Source organism: Williamsoniiplasma luminosum, assembly GCF_002803985.1.
Lineage (GTDB): Bacteria > Bacillota_I > Bacilli_A > Mycoplasmatales > Mycoplasmataceae > Williamsoniiplasma > Williamsoniiplasma luminosum.
This window is the reverse complement of sequence record NZ_CP024963.1, coordinates 365,692-384,488: the sequence shown is the minus strand read 5'-3', so window position 1 is coordinate 384,488 and position 18,797 is coordinate 365,692. Positions and strand designations below refer to the sequence as shown.

The window sequence follows — 18,797 nt, the reverse complement described above, 5'->3', positions numbered from 1 at the left end:
AAATTTAATTAAAACTTGAACAAAATAGAAATTTTAGGTGTGAAAAAAATGAAGAAAATATTATTGTCTACGACATGTTTTGCAATGGCGGTTCCTGCCTTAACAGTCACTGCTTGTACATATATTGATACTGTTGAAATGAGTATTGTAAATAAAGTTAAATCTGTGATGGATTCAACTTCTGCGGCTTTTACATCTTCGATTTTAGCTAATTCTGAAGGATATAATTCTGATATTATTGATGGTTATGTGACAGGACAAACTGCCAATAAAGTTACAAATATGAATTCTGACCAAGCATATAGTGCCATTAAAAATTCACTTTTAGATGAAGATAAATTTAATAATTGAAGATCTGAATTAAAGCAATCTGATCCAGATTATCAAGGTAAAGTTGTTGAAAAAGACGAAACAAAAGAAATGATTAAGATTCTAGCAAATGGTTTAACCGCTGCTTTGGGTGATGGTTTTAATAATGCCAAAGCAGATATAATAACCTCTTTATTAAGTAATATGGTTGGTGATGGCGAACTTTTTAAAGTACAAAATGTTTTAGGTCAAATCGAAGGTTTTTCTGGAATTATAAATACTCTTAGCAAGATTTTAAAATTTGCTCCACAAATTTTTAAAATGTTAGATGTCACAAACTGACCAACACCAGATTTTTCAATGATACAAAAAAATCAAGATTTAATTAACTATGCTCAAATCGAAATCGTGAATCTATTTAAAGCTTTAACTGGGGAAACCGAAACAGAATTTCTTTCATTAGAAAGATATAAAGAATTAAAACCAGGTTTAGGAGATGAACAAAAGCCAGGTGATATTGGTTATATCGCTTTTGGTTTAAGTAATGCTTTAAAAAATTTAGGTAATATCAGTTGAGATTGAAAATCAATTGATGTTTTGGTAGATTATATTCCCAAAATTTTATTAAGTATTTCAACTTATATTTCTTTATTTGATAGTTATCAATTAACAGATGAAGAAATTGAAGATGCTGATCATACTCTTGCAAAAGATAAAACTAATTACAAAATTATTTGCGAAGTGAATGAAGATACTTTTAAAACAGACCAAAAAGTTTCTTATGAAATTAAAAGTATTTTAAGTCTTATTACAAATCTTTTTACTTTGAAAAAAGGTAAAGAAAATTACAATAAATTTAGAATCAATAAAATTCTATTTACATTTAGTAAAAAAACTAAAGATTTCGATATTTTTGAAGATTTGTTAAAAATAGAGGCCAAAAAAGGAAATGGATTTTTGCCATCTTTGTATCTTTACCATGGAAATTTTAGCAAACGAATTATAGAATCTTCTAATTTTGGTTTTAATGCCTTGTTTTACTCTATTTCAGATATTCTACTTAAAAATTTTATCGGTGATATTGAAGAACAAATTGAGGAATTGAAGGATAAAGATTTTGGAAGTGGTTTTACATTAAATAAATTGTTTAAAACATTTGAATTAAAACCCTCTGCAATTATCCCGGGAATTATCTTAAATTTACTTGCGAACAATGATTTTGAATCATTAATCAGATCTATAAATGTTGATGGAATTGTTAACAAATTGTTTGAAATGCTTGACTTAGGGATGTTAGAAGGAATGCTTAGAAATTTGATTAATCCCTTTTTAGAAAAACAAAAAGACACAATTCATAAAGTGGAATCAATAGTTAAAATCATTTCTCCTTTAATGAACTCTCCCTTAAATAATCTTCTAAATGGATCTAAATTGGATCAATTAGTATTTAAGGAAATAAAGTTTTTATTACCAGAAAATATTAAAAGTATTCTAGGAGAAGAAATTAATTCCTTTAGTGAATTATTAAATATGGATTTATTTAAACTATTAAAAATTGAGGAAAAAGGTATTTCTATTGCTCAACTTATTACTATAATTTTTGAAAGTAAAAGTGTTTCTAACTTTTTTGAAAATCAGCAAATTCAACAAATATTAGATAGTGAAGAATTATATGGTTTCTTAACCAACAAAGTTAATATTTTAGAAAAGTTACAACTTCACTCTATTAATGAACTATTAAACTCTGACATTACTAAATTGTTGAATTTATTTGGAATTAATTTTCAAGATTTTGAAATTATGAAGATTAAAGATTTTGTTAAATCTTTTTCAACAAACATCAAAATAGTTATTTCTCTTCTTCAAAAAACATTATCCATTATTTCTAATGCATTAATTTCCAAAGATTCAAAAAATAGTTTCTTTCAAGATTTCGATCTAAAAAACCAATATGATGAACCATGTTTCCCTCGATATGCTGATTATGATGTTAAATATGATATCGAATTGGCTTTATTGATAAGTAAAAGAAGTCATGCTGCAATTTATGCAGTGCGTAAAGGTAAAACAAGAAACGACTTGCCCGAAAGATTAGATCAAAATGGCATTGTTAGTTACATTCTTGGAAATTACGAAGGAAAAATGCGCAAAGATACTATCTATAAAGACATCTATGATATTTTTCAAGGAACAACCGGAAATATGTTCAGTGCAATTATTAAATCTCTGAAAAAAATAGCTGATGAATTTGTTGATTCTAATAATGGTTTGACCACAAAAGAAAAACAACGTTCATATAGTCAATATTATTCAACCCAATTAATTGATTGAACTAACTTTAAAAATAAAAACCAAGATTCAACAATTAGTTATAAAATTTCTTACAAAACAACAAAAGGTCACATAAACACTTATGTAGTGAAGTTAAAAACTAATATTAACAAAAACGTTAATAATACTAAGTATGAAGTAGCTAGTTTTGTTAAACAAAATTAAAATGAAAAAAACCAGGAGATCTGGTTTTTTTCTTAATTAAAATTTCTCGTATTTTATAAGTCTACATTTTGTAATAAATGTGTGGCATTTAATTTAGAAATATTTCTAAATCCAAATCCAAGTGTTATAGCATATAAAACAAGAATGACGACAATCACTGCAAACGGTAACCAAATCACAAATTGGAATGGTAGTACAAATGAAGTATTGAATGTCATATATTGTACGACTTTATAAAAGATTGCAAACCCGGCAATGAATCCAACAACTAGCATTGAAGCAATCACAGCTAGATACATTCCTAAAATCGAACGACAAATATAAACATTGGTATATCCAAGGACTTTTAAAGTTGCAATAAAGCGAGCGTTATCTTTAATAATAATACTTGTTGTTAGACCAATAATAATCATCGTCATCGCAATCAACATTAGGATTAATAAAATCATCACACCAAGCACAACATTTGATAATTGGTTAAGTAAAGCTTTAGCAGTTGCTACAGGTAAAACATAAGCAATTGAACCACGACCAATTCCGTCATGATTTGCATCTCCATTCATCGCAATTGGTGAGTAATCACCCAGCATTGTATTTGTACTTACGAGTTTATCTAAATCTCCAATTCCAGGATCAGATGAATATTTATAGTTAAAGATCGGATGACTATTATCAAATACTTCAATAATTGGGGTCACATCAATATTTTTTTTGGGATCATCGCTTTTATTATCACTTATGAATTTAGCAATTGTTGTTGCGGATGTATCTAATTCTTTAGATTGATCTTCTTTTGAAAGAATTTTTTTAATGTCATCACCTCATTGAACTTTGAAATATTTATCAAATAAGAAATCTCTGGCTGGTTGATAATCCATAATGGTATTTGCATCATCATTATTAATTCATGCTGTTGGTTGTCCATATCCATCATGAATTCCAACTACTTTTAGTGGTCTGTCTAATTTAATTTTTTCTTTTGCATTCTTAATGCTTCCGTTAATGTAATGATTTAAAAGACTTTCCTTTACAAATTGCGACATTTTGCCAGCGCTTCCTAGTTGATATTTAAAATTTGTCGGTTGTGCAAAAGCATTTCATCCAATTTCTAATAAAGATGTTTGGACAAAACCACCCTCTGGGCCAATTTTATCACCGCCACCCGGTATTAAACTATCTGGATCCTTTCTTTGAATCTTAGTGTCTTTTCAATCTTCTACTTTAAAACGGGTACTTACATTTTCGTTATTTTCAATAAGCGATTCTTTTAGCGAGGACAAATCAGTAATCACTGAACCTTCATGTAAATTAAGTTTTTTTGCCAAAGATTGATTAACCACAACGCGATAATTATCTTCAATAGTCGGATCTTTTAACCTATTGTTTAAGTCCACACCATCACGAGAATTAAGATCTATAAATTGATTCTCTCCATGAATTCCATAGACTTTAAATTTCAATTCATCCTTGATTGCTTCAAACATTGTTCCTAAGTATTCAGTTTGTGGATCATAAGAGACAATGTTAAAACCTGTTGCATATGATTCTTGTTTTTCATATCTTTCTTTTAAGGTTTGTTGTACAAAATATGGAGAACGAGAATATGTAGCTTGTAAAATCGCTGTATCACTTCGGTTGGAAATATAAATCACATACCATAGTTCAATTGCGGCTAAATATTTTGTTATTAGTTCTTTATCCTTTTCGGAATCTAAATCATCAACATTTAAAGTTGCTAAATCATCAATTGGATTATCTAAATTAAAAATAATTCTATTTTTTCCAACTGATTTTTTACCATCAGAAATAAACATATCAACATTATCAGGAAGCTGTTCTCAAGTAAAACCATCTAATCCTATAATACCTTGGGTGTTTCCGTTTCAAGCCTGTTTTTGTATATCGTTATTTTTGTTAAAGTTTTCAATTCTTTCTTCATCAGTCGGAATTTTATCCTTATCCAAAACCCCTTTAGGCATACTGTATTTATTAGAAATGGTTAAACCAATTGAATTTGAATAAAAGTTGTAAAAATTCAACATAACTTTTAATTTTGCTTTGTTATCTTTGCTGGCATCAAGTTCTTTTTTAAATTGTTGATAACTTGGCCATTGGCCCAATAACATTGAATACATCATACTAGGAAAAAATTCACCATTAGAATTTCTTTCACCAAGTGAAGCAATATATCTAAAGTAATTGGTTGATAAAGCAATATCGTTTGCACTTAACATTCTCATATTACCTTTGGTAATGAATTGAGAATCTGGATGGTCTTTATCCTTTGTTTTTAAAGCTACTCCATAATAATCAGACGTTAAATTGTTGTTATTGATTTTATCCACTAATTTAGAAATATCATATTTACTATGATCAACATCCAAAGTGGTTTTTAAAACTGTGTGTTTTTGTTCTTCTTGTCCCTTCCAATTGGTTCCTTTGTAATCTATTGTTACATCATTAAATTTACCAAAGTCAACTGGAGCATTTTTGTTATACGTTTTCATGAATGAAAACGGATTGTTGTAAGTTGGTTGTTGATATTCAACTAATTGGTTATAGTTGATTCCCTCAAATGATTTTGTTCGATTCCTGTTTAAAATGTCAGGAGCGGCAAACCCGGCTGTTAACAGGATTGTTGATAATAAAACAACACCCCCAACAGCACTCATTTTACCTAATGAATCAATAAATAATGCATTTTGAATTTTAGCACCAATACTGATCTTAGTATTGGTTCTTTTTAAAATTTTTGTGTATCTGTGAATTCTTGGTTTTTTATTTGCTTCAATTAAGCTTAAAGCACTGCCTCTTAAAATTAAATAAGCAATGAAAAAGGCAATAAAATTCAACAGTCCTCAAATACTTAAAATAAGAATTAATAAACTAATTCAATCAAAGGCTCAAATTGCAAAATTGATTGAAAAGTATAATCTAATTTCTTGAATCAAGGCGACTTGAATTCCTTGAGCGATTAAATATCCAAGCGCTCCACCCATTAAAGATGTAATGAATGGAAGGACTGTAAAATTTAAAATAATATCTCTTTTACGATAACCCAGTGCTTTCATAATTCCGATTTGAGCACGGGATTTATCAATTTGTTTTCTCGTTACCAACGCCATTGTGTAAATGGACACAATTAAAATCACAATTAAAATTGCTCCACTAATGGCGTTATAAATTTGAATTGTACTTTCAACTGTTGATGTTCTTTTGACAAAAGCATAGCTTTTGTCATGGATTGGGTAGAACAATTTCTTTTGTGCTTGAGAATTGTTTTCTAAAGCATTGGAATTAAATCATGCATTAGCTAGTTCAGGATCAAAGTTCACAGGAGCTTTGATTGAATAAAATGACTCTCATTCATTATTTGAAGTTACAACTAATTTTGCATCATTTGGTCTAAATTCCCAATCCTGGGTTTTAATGTTTTGAGACATACCAAAATTCACCGGATTTACATATAGTAATGCTTGATTATCACGATTTGGCAATGGTAATGTCGAATTTAAAATTGGCATAATGAAATCGGCCGAATTCCCGAATCCCACGATTTGAAACCAATTATAGTTTTTATATTTGGAGTTTAAAAAGATTCCGTCTTCCTTAAATAAACCCTCTTTTGCGATATTCTCGATATCTTTTTGTTCTTCTGGTGTTGCACCAGAATTTTTATTATTAGTTACTAAAAAACGATCACCTAAATTATCTTTTTGAAACCTGATGATGCTACCAATTTCTATATTGTTGGTTTTAGCAAAACCAGGATCTAATACTGCTTGGTTTAATCCATTATTTTTCTTATAATCTAAATTTTCTCCTTCAGATATAATTAGTTTATCGACTGGATTAAGCCCTTTGTTTGTAGTTTTAGCTACAGCCTTTAAAGTTATTAAATTTTCTTTAAAAAATACTTGTGTAAATTCTCTTGCTTCAGTTCTCGTTCAATCAAACATTTTAGGCATCTGATTATGTCTTGTATTGTAATCTTGTAATCAATATTGTTGTGCATCAACAATATTGGGTGGAGCACCATCTGAGGTTTTAACCTTTTCAAAAGGGTCTATTTTCATAACCAGGTTATGTTGATTAGACTCTCTTTTTAAAGCATCATATTGAACTAAGACTCTCGCTGAAATACTTAACATTAATGAAATCACTAATGATAAAAGCGCAATCAGGGTAATTAGTCCAATTAATTGAGATTTGGAAGATATAGCATTTTTAAAAGAATTTTTGAAAGTTAGCCTTAATGACTTTCCCATATTTTCCTCTTTTCTTTTTTAAAAATTATAAAGTAAGAAGGGGTGGGGTTGTGCCTTTTTTTTGAATTTTAAGCTGATTTGAGATAATTGAATTGATTTTTAGTTTTTGGGTTTGGTTATAAACCAAGATTAAAAAAGTGATTCTAACAACAACATGTTTGAATTCGATGACAACATGTTGTTTAGTCGTTAATTTTTGAAAGAATCATGAAAAAGAAGACATGTCTTCACTTTGAATAAGCAAGATTTTATAAATTTTTGTTAACACAAAGAAAGAAATAAGAATTGCAACAAAACATATCGCCAAGAAAAAGGCAATAAATGAAGACAGAATTAACAAGTAATTCCAAACAACGTTTTGATCTAACATCGCTTTGATGAAAATATCCAATGTGTTTAGTTTTAAATGGATGAAGAAACCAGCGAAAGTCATTTGAACCATCAATGTAACTACTCAAATAAATAAAGCAAAAAATCCCAGTTTAGAGATTTTAATCGTTTCTTTTTTAGCTTGTTTTTTATACAAAGCTCTAAAAATTCTAAATAATTTATCTAAAATCACGAAAGTAAAAATTGCAGATAAACTAGTGAACATTAAGTTTATATATTTAAAGTCATATAAAAGGAATTTGCTAGTTGCTGAAATGTTTGAGAGTACAATATAAATACACATAAGAAAAAATACTAATAAATAGCTTTTAAGTGCAAAATTAAATATTTTTTTTCGATTCATACTAACTCCTTTTATATTTATTTTACTATTTTAAAAGACGAAATGGAAATTTTTCTTACTTGGGGGGTGCATAAAATGGACGCAGAGAACCAAAGTAGGGAAACCTATAAATCTAGAATAATAGGATCACTTCGAATTTATCTGTTTTTCAATAACTAACACATGATTAAATATCTTTAAAATATAACAAAAAAGATATATTTTTTTAATATCAGTTGTATACTAAAAATAGTTAAAGGCAACTTTAATGATTAAGTATGTAGACAAGTGTCTCTCTAAAAAAGAACTTCGGTTCTTTTTTTGGTTTTTGAAGTTCTCATTTCAATATTGCTTACAATAATTATTTTTGAAGAATTAAAAAATGTTATAAAAAAACAAAAACCACCGAATGGTGGTTTGGGGCGGTTTTGTTTGAAAGTATATATTGGACTAAATTTCCTTATCACAAATTTTTGCTTATCCAAAAATTTAGTAAAATAGACATTTTCAAAGTGACATTGTTTATATCGCCTTAGGAAAATAATAACACATTTTACTTTAGATAAATTTTTTTAAGGATTAAACCACAAGATTCAACAACAGTTGTTGTTTTGGCTCCGATGCCTTGAAGTTTTTCTTGAATTTCAGCTGTGGTGAGTTTTTTGTTTTGATAATTATTTAAGATCGCTCCAACAATCATGCGGATTTGATACCTAATAAAACCTGGGGCTTTAAAAGTCAAAATTATTTTATGATCAGTTCTTACAACATCAATTGAGTGAATTGTTCGATATGTTTGAAAGGTCGTGTATTCTGTTGGTTTTAACCCAGAAAATAACTTAAATTCATGTTGCCCAACAAACAATTGAGCAATTTGATTTAATTTTTCTAAATCGATCATGCCAAAATTTCATTTTAATTCATAACGATGATTGTTTAAATCAAAATCGCCATCGTTAATTACATACTGATATTCTTTGAAAAGAATTTGTTCACGTAAAATGAAATTTTCTTCAACTGGGGTAATCGAATTAACCCAAATGTTGGTTGGTAAAGTTTTATTTAAAGCTTTTTGAAATTTAGCTAAATGCTCAAGTTGAAAATCAACTGTTAAGACAACTTTTTGGTCTAACGCATGCACTCCAGCATCAGTTTTAGATGCTCCTAAAGTTTTGAAATTGTCATTTTTAGTAATTAGTTTAATCGCTTTGTTTAAAGCTGATTGGATTGTTTTAGCATTATTTTGAATCACTCATCCAGCATAATCAGTCCCATCATAACTCAAGGATAATAAAAATTTAAACGCCATGTTAGTAAGTGATTAGTTGGTCAATGTATGGTAAGTGTAAGAAAGCATTAGACAATGGGAACACATTAGCATAAACAATTGCACAAACAAATAAAGTTATCCCAATTGAGAAAATAATGATGTCTGCTCAACGGAAATGGAATTGAATAAAACGAGTTCTTTTAGCTTTTGGATCATATCCTCTAGCTTCCATTGCATAAGATAAGTCTTCAGCTTTTTGGAATGAAGAAACCAGAAGTGGAATAATCAAGGAAGTTAAACCTTTAACTTTATCTTTGAATTTACCATTTTTAAAGTCGATTCCACGACTTGCTTGAGCTTTCATAATTCTTCCAGCTTCATCAATTAAAGTTGGAATCATTCTTAAGGCAATCGAAATAATGATTGAAAAAACATAAACTGGAATTCCGATTCATTTTAATGGTCATAAAATATCTTCGATTGCCAATGTTAATTCTAATGGTTGAGTTGTTCCTGTTAAAATGGTTGTTAAAGTAATCATTAAGTAAATTCTTCAACCCATTAATAATGCTGAATAAACAGCTTTTTCACTAACTCAAATAAATTTTCAATGTCAGAAATTCCCTAAAGGAATTAGCCCATGAATCGCTTTTCCAGCTTCAGAAGTTGGGTCAACACCATTAATCATCTCTTTAAAATCAGGACCAATATAACCAACTCCAGTATTTGGATTATAAGAAAAGTGTTTTCATAAACTTTCATGTTTTGCTAAATAGTCAATATGGGTTGGATCTGGATGCATTAAAAATGTATTAATTAATAAAATAACAGTAAAAATAAATATCACTGGAATAAATAATTTTGCCATCATTCTTCAACTCAATTTTGAAACTGCAAACAAGGTAATGACAGCAGTTGTTAAAACGATGTAACCTGTGTATCCAATGGGCATGAAAACAGCAATAATTAAACAGATAATCATCACAAATTTAAATCTTGGATCCATTTTGTGAATAATTGAGTTGGTAGGTATATATCTTCCGAATGTTAGTCTCATTTTATGCCCCTTTCTCGATTGCTTTTTTGTATGCTACAACAAAATCATCAATATCTCTAATTTCATAACTAGTTAAGTCTAGTCCTTGTGTTTTCAATTTATAAATTAATTGATAAATTTTTGGTGGTTCGATTTCGATTTTTTTTAGTAATTCATGATCTCTAAAAATTTCAAATGGTGTCCCTTTATCAATAACTTTACCTTTGTTCATGACAATCACTTGGTCAGCCAAGCGTAAAACTTGATCCATATTATGTGTCACCATGACGATTCTTTTACCTTGTTCTTTATTTAACCTTAAAAAAAGATTCATAAAATCTTCTTCCCCTTGAGGATCTAATCCTCCAGTTGGTTCATCTAAAACTAAGGTATTTCCGTTTAAAGCGACGATTCCAGCAATGGCGACTCTTCGTTTTTGTCCCCCACTTAATTCAAATGGTGATCTTTCCAAGAATTCTTCTGGTAAATCAACAATTTTTAGTAAACTAGGAACTGCTTTAATTGCTTCTTCTTTGTTACCACCTAAGTGAATTGGCCCAAAAGAAATATCTTTTTCGACTGTATCTTTAAATAATTGGTATTCAGGAAATTGAAAAACTAAACCAATTTCTTTTCGCAAGGTTTTGACTTCTTTGATTTTTTTAATACTTGCTGGAATTTGATAATCCCCAATTCTGGTTCTTCCAGTTTCACTAATGATTAAACCGTTGGTTAATTGAATTAAAGTTGATTTACCACTTCCGGTTGTTCCAATCACACAAGTAATCTTTTTTTTGTCAATGACAATGCTGGCATTGTCTAAGGCACGAAATTCAAATGGTGTTCTTTTTGAATATGTATAAGAAACATCTTCTAACAGGATATCCCCAGTATAGTCAAATTGCTTGTTGTTTTTACGATCTTGTTTTAGTTCAGCTAGGTACTTTTTTTGCAGTTGCTTTTCATTCATGTTTATTTTTTCCATAATTGTTTCACCAAATCATCCATACTATTTGTTTTATTAAGCTTGATCCCAGCTTTAATCAATTCATTTTCCACTTCCGCAATGAAAGGCACTCCTAAATGAATTGATTCTAAAAATCCTTCATCATTAATGACTTCTTGGGGAGTTCCATAACGCACTAATTCACCATTATTCATTACTAGAACTTTGTCAGCATTTAAAATTTCATCCATATCATGGGTAATTGAAAGAATGGTTTTATCCCTTTGATTTCTTAGATTAACCATAATTTCTTTGACTTCTCTTTTACCTTTTGGATCCAACATTGATGTTGCCTCATCAAAAATTAAAATATCAGGGTTTAATGCCAACGCACTCGCAATTGCGACACGTTGTTTTTGACCACCAGATAGATTTAATGGTTCATGATCTAAAAATTCTTCCATGTGCACTTTTTCAGCTGCTTGTTGAATAATCCCTGGCATTTCTTTTGGTTCAATTCTTTTGTTTTCCAAACCAAAGGCAATGTCAGCTCTGACTGTTGACCCAATAAATTGGTTGTCTGGATTTTGGAAAACAATTCCTAAGAATTGTCTAATTTGAGCAATGTTTTGTGAATTCAAAACATTGCCAAATAATTTAATAATTCCTTTTTCAGCGGTTAAAACACCAATTAAAATTTTAGAAAGTGTTGATTTACCACTTCCATTATGTCCGATAATCGCAATATATTCACCATGATTAATGGTGAAATTCACATTTTTTAAAACCAAAGGAAATTCAGGGTTGTATCTAAAATGTAAATTTTCAACTTCAATTGCCAAATTATTGAATTTAACAACTTTAGCCGAACGCCCTTTTTCCTTGACGATTAATTGAAATTCTTCATAAAGCCTTTTAGCTTCAGTTAGTTCATTATTTGCCTCAAGATATTCAGGACTTTCAGCATTGATATTTTCCACAACTTTTGTCGCATTTTTTAAATTATCTTTAAACATTGTTGATTTTAAAGAGGCAGTAAATTCTTTGGCAATTTCAGTATTTTTTGCTTTCATTTGTTTAAACGTATCTTTGGTGATTTCTTCGTTTAATAATTTGTTTTTGGCAATAAAAAGTTGATCATTATGCAATGTTTTTTTCTTATAAAATTCGTTTAAAGTGGCTTGATATTTTTCAAGGTCTTTTTCACTTAATTTAGTTTTTTTAAATTCTTTTAATTGCATGTTTTCCTCCGGTAAATTAATTTGTTTAATAATATTTATAGTTTATACTAATTTATACTTTTTATAAATAAGAAAATTAGTAAAAATCTAAAAGCAATCAGTTAAATGTTGAGTTATGAAAGTTCTTTTTCATAAATCAATGAGCTCATCAACAAGATTGGTGCTGTCTCTGCTCTTAAAATTCTTTTGCCTAAACCAATGGTTTTAAACCCCATTGCTTCAAGGGTTTTGATTTCTTGGGAATCAATTCCACCTTCAGGTCCAATGACAAAAGAAATTGAGTCAAAATCCGTTTTAAATGCTTGTTTGAGCGAGCTTTCGTTTGTGTCTTCTCAAGCAACTAAATTTAAAGCAGATTTATATTGTTCGAGCGCTTTTAAATTTGAGATTGGGGGGTGAATAATTGGGGTCGTGCTACGGTGTGATTGTTCAGCTGCATCTTCACAAATCTTGCCCCAACGGGCAAGTTTTTTTTCAATTGATTTTGGATCAATTTTCACAATTGATCTTTTAAAAACAACAGGCACAATTTCACCCACTCCTAATTCAGTTAATTTTTGAAGCACATAGTCTCATTTTTGTTCACGAATAATGCCCAAAATCGCCGTTGTTCTGATTTTAAATTCTGTTGAAGGTAGTTCTTTAATGATTTCAACCTCAACACTTTCGCTTGAAATCAAGGTTATTTTTGATAAGAAAGATTGATTGTTGTAGTTGCAAACGATTTGTTCGCCCACTTTTAAATTAACAACATTAACAGCATGATTAAAATTGGCATTTTTCAAAATAAACTGCTTGTTAATTTTTTCGTCGACAAAATAATAATGCATAAAAAACCCACTTTCTTAAATGATTCTAACTAATTAAGTGCTAAAAATATAGTTTTTTTTATGATTAATAAAAATAATGACAAGTCGGTTTTAATTTTGGTTTTCAAAACAATCATAAAAAAAATGAGAATTGCATCTCATTTGTTTTTTAAGCTAGTTTAATGATTAAACTAATTCGATAATAACCATTGGTGCATTATCACCTTTACGGTTATCTAATTTAAGAATTCTAGTGTATCCACCATTTCTTGTTTTGTATTTTTTAGCTAAATCTTTAAATAATTTATCTAAAGCTGTTTGGTTTTTTGAAGATTCAATATCTCTTAATCAAGCAGCTGCTTGTCTACGCGCATGTAAATCTCCACGTTTACCTAAGGTAATCATTTTTTCGACATGACGACGTAATTCTTTAGCACGAGCTTCAGTAATTTGTAAACGTTCAGCAAGAATCATCTCACTTGTTAAATTACGCATTAAAGCTTGTTCTCAAGCTGTATTTTTTCCACGTTTTTGAATGTATGACATCTACTTATCCTTTCTTTTTATAAATTAAATTTGTTTAAAACTTAATTGCAATTGAGCAACTTTATCTTTAATTTCTTTGAAAGATTTACGTCCTAAGTTTCTGATTTCTTGGATTTCATCTTCTGTACGAGAAACTAATTCACGTAATGTATCAATTGAGGCATGTTTTAAACAGTTCAAACTTCTTGGTGTAAAGTCTAAATCTTCAATTGCACGATCTAGTTCTTTTTCGTCTTCATCTTCAACACCAATAATTTGGATATCTTCTAATTGAGCATTTAATTCAACAAAGAATTCTAAGTGTGCAACTAAAACTTTTGAAGCAATAGCAATTGCTTCAACTGGTGAAATTGATCCATCAGTTACAACTTCAATTGTTAATTTTTCTAAATCAATTGAACGTCCAATTTTTGTTTGTTCAACGTGATAAGCCACTTTATGAATTGGTGAATAATTTGAATCAATTGTGATTGCGCCAAGTTCTAATTGTTTTTCTTTTTTGTTTTCTTTAAATGTTTTATAACCACGAGAGTTCTTAGCAAATAAAACTAAATCAAATACTCCACCTTCAGCAATTGTTGCAAGATGTAAATCTTTGTTTAAAATTTCAACACCAATTGGTGTTTCTAAGTCTCCAGCAGTAATTGGACCTTGAGTTGAAGAATTAAGTTTAATTTCGACAACTTCATCATCTTTATACATTTTTGCATCAATTGATAAAACTAATTGTTTGATGTTTAAAATAATTCTTGAAACGTTTTCCACAATCCCAGGGATTGCAGTAAACTCATGAGCTGCACCTGTCAATTTAATTGCAAACACAGCAGCACCAGGGGTTGCTGATAGAAGAGTTCTTCTAATTGCGTTTCCAAGTGTTGTTCCAAAACCTCTTTCAAGCGGTTCGACCATAAATTTACCGTATGATCTATCTTTCTCTTCATTTAAAAGAGTGAATTCCGGTCTCATAAATTGTTTCATCTTAACCTCTTGGGCGTTTTGGTGGACGCACTCCATTATGTGGGATTGGTGTTGTATCTTTAATTGATGTAATTTCTAATCCGGCTGCTTGTAAACTTCTAACAGCTGCATCACGACCAGGTCCTGGACCTTTTACTTCAACACTAATTGTTTTCATTCCTTGATCCATTGCCCCTTTAGCGGCTGCTTCTGAAATTAATTGAGCAGCATAAGGAGTTGATTTTTTAGAACCTTTAAAGCCTAAAGCTCCAGCACTAGATCATGATAATACATTCCCTTTTTCATCTCCAATTGTAACAATTGTGTTGTTAAAAGTTGAGTGAATATGAGCGATTCCTTTTGGTATATTTTTTTTGATTTTTTTCTTACCTTGTGATTTTTGTTGTTTAGCCACTTTCATCTCCTCCTATCTATTTTTTCTTATTAGCAACAGTTTTTCTTGGTCCTTTAACTGTTCTTGCATTTGTTTTTGAAGATTGACCACGAGCTGGTAGACCTTTACGGTGACGTAAACCTCTATAGCTTCCATTTTCCATTAAACGTTTAATGTTTAATCCTTTTTCTCTTCTTAATTCCCCTTCAGTCTTAATTGATGATAATTCTGAAGAAATTGTTTTGATTTGATCTTCTGTTAACTCTTTAACACGAACATCTTCACTAATCTTTGTTTTAGCTAAGATTTCTTGAGATTTTGATAACCCTACACCGTAAATGTATGTTAACGCAATCACAACTCTCTTATCATTTGGGATTTCAACTCCATTTATACGAGCCATATATTATAAATTCCTTTCTCTCTACTAAACTTTTAACCTTGACGTTGTTTATGTTTTGGGTTTGAACAAATAATCATTACGCGGCCTTTACGTCTAATCACACGACAGCTGTCGCATATTTTTTTCACTGATGATCTAACTTTCATCGTAATAACCTCTATTTCCTATTCCATATTTTTGTTTCTTAAAAACAAAAAAAATATAGTTCACTAAGTTTGTTTTGCTATATTTAATATTTCAATTACTATTTAAATCTAAATGTAATTCTTCCACGTGTCATGTCGTATGGTGAAATTGCGACTTTAACTCTATCTCCAGGTAAAATGCGAATGTAATGCATACGGATTTTACCTGACACGTGGGCGTTGATGATAATGTCGTTTTCTAATTTCACTTTAAAAACTGCATTGGGTAGTACTTCAACAACTACACCATCGACTTCTAATAAGTTTTCTTTTGCCATCTATGTTTCCTACCTTTCTAATTTTGTTAGCACTTCACAACCATCTGATGTAATCAAAATGGTATGTTCAAAATGTGCAGTCATACTGTGGTCGGCTGAAAAAACAGTTCATTTGTCATCTGCAACAATTGTTTTATTAGTACCAATTTGAACCATTGGTTCAACGGCAATAACCATTCCTTGTTGTAAACGTAGTCCTGTTCCTGGTGTTCCATAATTTGGAATGTATGGATCTTCATGCATTGCAGTTCCGATTCCATGCCCAGTATAATCTCTTGGAAGATGAAACCCAAATCCTTCAATATAAGTTTGAATTGTTGACCCAATGTCCCCAATTCTTACTCCTGGTTTCAGCATTTGAATCACTAAATCTAGAGATTTTTCAGTCGCCCATATAAGTATAGCATTTTTTTGTGCTTTTGGTGTTCCAACTTGCATTGTAAAAGCGGAATCTGCATGATAACCTTGATAAACACAACCAGAGTCAACAGAAACGATATCTCCACTTTCAATAATACGATCTTGAGGAATACCATGAATCAATTGATCATTGATTGAAATACAAATATTTTTAGGGTATCCGTAATACCCTAAAAAATTAGATGTGCAATCTTTGGCTTTAATAAAGTCGGCAAATGCTTGGTCTAAATCCAAACAATTTACCCCTGGTTTTAGCATTGATTTTAACATCTCAATTGCTTGTGCTAAAACTTGTCCAGCAATGCGCATTTTTGCAATTTCACTTGTATTTTTAATTGTCACCATTAGATTCCCAACCCTTCAATTACTTGTTTATAAACTTCATCAATGGCAAGATCGTGGGCATTTAAATGCACAACAATTTCATTTTTTTTATAGTAATCAATTAGTGGTGCTGTTTGAGTTTCATATGCTTCTAATCTGATTTTAATTTTATCAATTTGGTCATCTGGGCGCACTTCTAAAGCTGAACCATCAAAATCACAAATTCCAGCGAACGCTGGTGGGCGATTTTTCAGATGGTAACTACGTTTACATTCAGGACAAACTAAGCGCCCTGATAAACGTTCTAATAGAATTGCTTGGTCAACATCCAAATAAATAACGTGATCAATTTGAGAACCAACTTCTTTTAAGATCTTTTCAAGTGTTTGAGCTTGTTCAAGTGTTCTTGGGTAACCATCAAAAATTAAATTATTATGACGACCTTTTAAAGCATGTTTGACCATCCCATTTGTAATTTCGTCAGGGACTAATTTTCCTTGGTTCATGTATTTAGCAGCTTCAACTCCTAAAGAAGTTTTTTCAGCAATATTTTTTCTAAAAATATCTCCAGTTGAAAATTGTTGCATCCCTTTATGTTCGACTAATTGTTCAGCCAAAGTTCCTTTACCAGAACCCGGTGCTCCTAATAGTATAATGTTCATATTTTGTTCCTTATCAAATGTGTGTTTCTTCTAATGTTTCATCTGTAAATTTTTCAAATTTTTTGTCAATCAATTTTTGTTGAATGATTCGACCACGTAATTGTTGGGTCGTTTGAATAGCTACAGAGATCACAATAATCAGTCCAGTTCCACCAATCGCCAGATTTGATGGTAGTCCTGTTAATTTTGAAATTACATATGGTAGGATGGCGATTCCTGCTAAGAAGAATGCTCCTAAAATTGATAATCTAAAAATAACTCCGGCTAAATATTGTTCAGTATCTTTTCCAGGTTTGATTCCTGGAATAAATGTTCCTGATTTTTTAAAGTTTTCAGCAACTTTTTCGGGATTAATTTGGACTTGAGCATATAAGAATGTAAATAAAATGGTCAAGGTTGCATAAATTCCGATTCCTCACCAAGTTCCAAATGACAGGTAGTTTTGCGTGAAGAGCACAAAGCCATTACTTGGACTTGTGGCTTTAATAATTTCAGCAATTGTGACTGGGGTGGAAATAATCGCTGATGAGAAAATAACTGGAATAACTCCGGCATTATTAATTTTTAACGGCAGATATGGGGTGTGATCTTTTGAATCAACTAAACCAGCTCCAGTTTGTTGAATTGGAATTTTTCGTTCCGCTTCATTCATCAAAACAACGAAGAAAATCACTAATAAGAAAGCTAAGATATAGATGATGAATTTAATCAAGCCGACAAAGAAGATTGATGCTTGTTCACTTGTGTCTTTGTTTCAAATTTCAAAAGTTGCTTTAAAGTTTCCAGGCATTGTTGAAATAATTCCTAAGAAAATAATAATTGAAATTCCATTTCCAACACCTTTAATTGTGATTTGGTCAGCTAATCATAACATGAAGAAACTGCCACCAAGCATGATCAATGGTACTAAGATATAGTAGAAAACTTCTGGTCCAACACCAGTGATTGATTGAACATTTTCACTTCATTTAGGATTAATAATTCCTTGCGCTTGCATGGTAAAAATTGTTGCTTCTCCTTGCATAATTGCAAATGGGACCATAATAAATTTAGTTAATTTATCTAATTTTTTACGACCACGTTCTCCAGATTTGGTTCAACGAGTTAGCACAGGGACAACATCAGTTGAAAGCAATTGGACAATAATTGAGGCAGTAATATATGGAGAAACTCCTAATGCCAGAATTGAAAACTTCCCAATACTTCCCCCTCCAAGAGTGGCTAATAATTGGAAAAATTGAATATCTTGAACTTTGTCTTGATAATCACTTGTTAGTTGAATTCCAGGCACTGTTAAAAAAGAACCTAATCTAATTAAAACTAAAATAGCAAGGGTGAATAGAATACGAAAAACTAAATCTTTGTTCTTGATAAAGAAATTATTACTTTTAACAAATTCAGGACTATTTCTTACATTTGTCTTTTTTGTTATTTTTATCTTCTTTGTCTTTGTTTGTTTTTTAATCAAAACACTTCCTCGCTTTCTAAATAAATATTTACCTTATTAATTTTAACATTTATAAAAAATAATTCGTAATAAA

Annotated in this window: 17 protein-coding genes; 1 reads left to right on the top strand and 16 read right to left on the bottom strand. The window is 30.3% G+C overall.

Features of this window, described 5'->3' with window-relative positions:
- Window positions 1–48: 48 nt before the first annotated feature.
- Complete coding sequence (locus ELUMI_RS01625) at window positions 49–2,805, top strand: hypothetical protein (protein WP_025734067.1); 2,757 nt, start codon at window positions 49–51, stop codon at window positions 2,803–2,805.
- Window positions 2,806–2,858: 53 nt separating this feature from the next.
- On the opposite strand, the gene ELUMI_RS01620 is transcribed toward ELUMI_RS01625, so the two are convergent.
- The 16 genes from ELUMI_RS01620 to secY form a co-directional block, all read right to left on the bottom strand.
- A complete protein-coding gene (locus tag ELUMI_RS01620) occupies window positions 2,859–7,073 on the bottom strand; it encodes an ABC transporter permease (protein WP_025734066.1) in 4,215 nt (1,404 codons plus the stop codon).
- A gap of 25 nt (window positions 7,074–7,098) precedes the next feature.
- Entirely contained in the window at window positions 7,099–7,668 is a 570-nt protein-coding gene (locus tag ELUMI_RS01615) for a hypothetical protein (protein WP_156921412.1), read from the bottom strand.
- A gap of 670 nt (window positions 7,669–8,338) precedes the next feature.
- Window positions 8,339–9,094, bottom strand: a complete 756-nt coding sequence (truA, locus tag ELUMI_RS01610) for a tRNA pseudouridine(38-40) synthase TruA (RefSeq protein WP_025734064.1) — start codon at window positions 9,092–9,094, stop codon at window positions 8,339–8,341.
- A gap of 1 nt (window position 9,095) precedes the next feature.
- Window positions 9,096–10,112 (bottom strand): energy-coupling factor transporter transmembrane component T family protein, encoded by a 1,017-nt coding sequence (locus tag ELUMI_RS01605; protein ID WP_025734063.1) that lies wholly within the window; start codon window positions 10,110–10,112, stop codon window positions 9,096–9,098.
- A gap of 1 nt (window position 10,113) precedes the next feature.
- Window positions 10,114–11,076, bottom strand: a complete 963-nt coding sequence (locus tag ELUMI_RS01600) for an energy-coupling factor transporter ATPase (protein ID WP_100618538.1) — start codon at window positions 11,074–11,076, stop codon at window positions 10,114–10,116.
- Complete coding sequence (locus ELUMI_RS01595) at window positions 11,064–12,278, bottom strand: energy-coupling factor transporter ATPase (protein WP_025734061.1); 1,215 nt, start codon at window positions 12,276–12,278, stop codon at window positions 11,064–11,066. Before ELUMI_RS01595 ends, ELUMI_RS01600 begins: the two co-directional genes overlap by 13 nt.
- Before the next feature lie 113 nt (window positions 12,279–12,391).
- Window positions 12,392–13,108, bottom strand: a complete 717-nt coding sequence (locus tag ELUMI_RS01590) for an RsmE family RNA methyltransferase (protein WP_025734060.1) — start codon at window positions 13,106–13,108, stop codon at window positions 12,392–12,394.
- Between the two features lie 165 nt (window positions 13,109–13,273).
- The gene (rplQ, locus tag ELUMI_RS01585; protein ID WP_025734059.1) at window positions 13,274–13,633 is read right to left on the bottom strand and encodes a 50S ribosomal protein L17; all 360 of its coding nucleotides are present in this window, start codon (window positions 13,631–13,633) and stop codon (window positions 13,274–13,276) included.
- Window positions 13,634–13,657: 24 nt separating this feature from the next.
- Window positions 13,658–14,611, bottom strand: a complete 954-nt coding sequence (locus tag ELUMI_RS01580) for a DNA-directed RNA polymerase subunit alpha (RefSeq protein WP_025734058.1) — start codon at window positions 14,609–14,611, stop codon at window positions 13,658–13,660.
- A gap of 1 nt (window position 14,612) precedes the next feature.
- The gene (gene rpsK, locus ELUMI_RS01575) at window positions 14,613–15,011 is read right to left on the bottom strand and encodes a 30S ribosomal protein S11 (RefSeq protein ID WP_035018725.1); all 399 of its coding nucleotides are present in this window, start codon (window positions 15,009–15,011) and stop codon (window positions 14,613–14,615) included.
- A 10-nt stretch (window positions 15,012–15,021) separates the two neighbouring features.
- On the bottom strand, window positions 15,022–15,387 hold the full coding sequence (gene rpsM / locus ELUMI_RS01570; RefSeq protein WP_025734056.1) for a 30S ribosomal protein S13: 366 nt from the start codon (window positions 15,385–15,387) through the stop codon (window positions 15,022–15,024).
- Window positions 15,388–15,419: 32 nt separating this feature from the next.
- Window positions 15,420–15,533: a 50S ribosomal protein L36 gene (gene rpmJ, locus ELUMI_RS01565; protein ID WP_084040300.1), complete on the bottom strand. Its 114-nt coding sequence runs from the start codon at window positions 15,531–15,533 to the stop codon at window positions 15,420–15,422.
- 98 nt (window positions 15,534–15,631) lie between these two features.
- Window positions 15,632–15,850 carry a translation initiation factor IF-1 gene (infA, locus tag ELUMI_RS01560; protein ID WP_025734055.1) on the bottom strand — a complete coding sequence of 73 codons (219 nt, stop codon included), beginning with the start codon at window positions 15,848–15,850 and terminating at the stop codon, window positions 15,632–15,634.
- Between the two features lie 9 nt (window positions 15,851–15,859).
- Window positions 15,860–16,615 (bottom strand): type I methionyl aminopeptidase, encoded by a 756-nt coding sequence (gene map, locus ELUMI_RS01555; RefSeq protein ID WP_025734054.1) that lies wholly within the window; start codon window positions 16,613–16,615, stop codon window positions 15,860–15,862.
- A complete protein-coding gene (locus ELUMI_RS01550) occupies window positions 16,615–17,256 on the bottom strand; it encodes an adenylate kinase (protein ID WP_025734053.1) in 642 nt (213 codons plus the stop codon). Before ELUMI_RS01550 ends, map begins: the two co-directional genes overlap by 1 nt.
- Before the next feature lie 10 nt (window positions 17,257–17,266).
- Entirely contained in the window at window positions 17,267–18,748 is a 1,482-nt protein-coding gene (gene secY, locus ELUMI_RS01545; protein ID WP_420855231.1) for a preprotein translocase subunit SecY, read from the bottom strand.
- Between the last annotated feature and the right edge of the window lie 49 nt (window positions 18,749–18,797).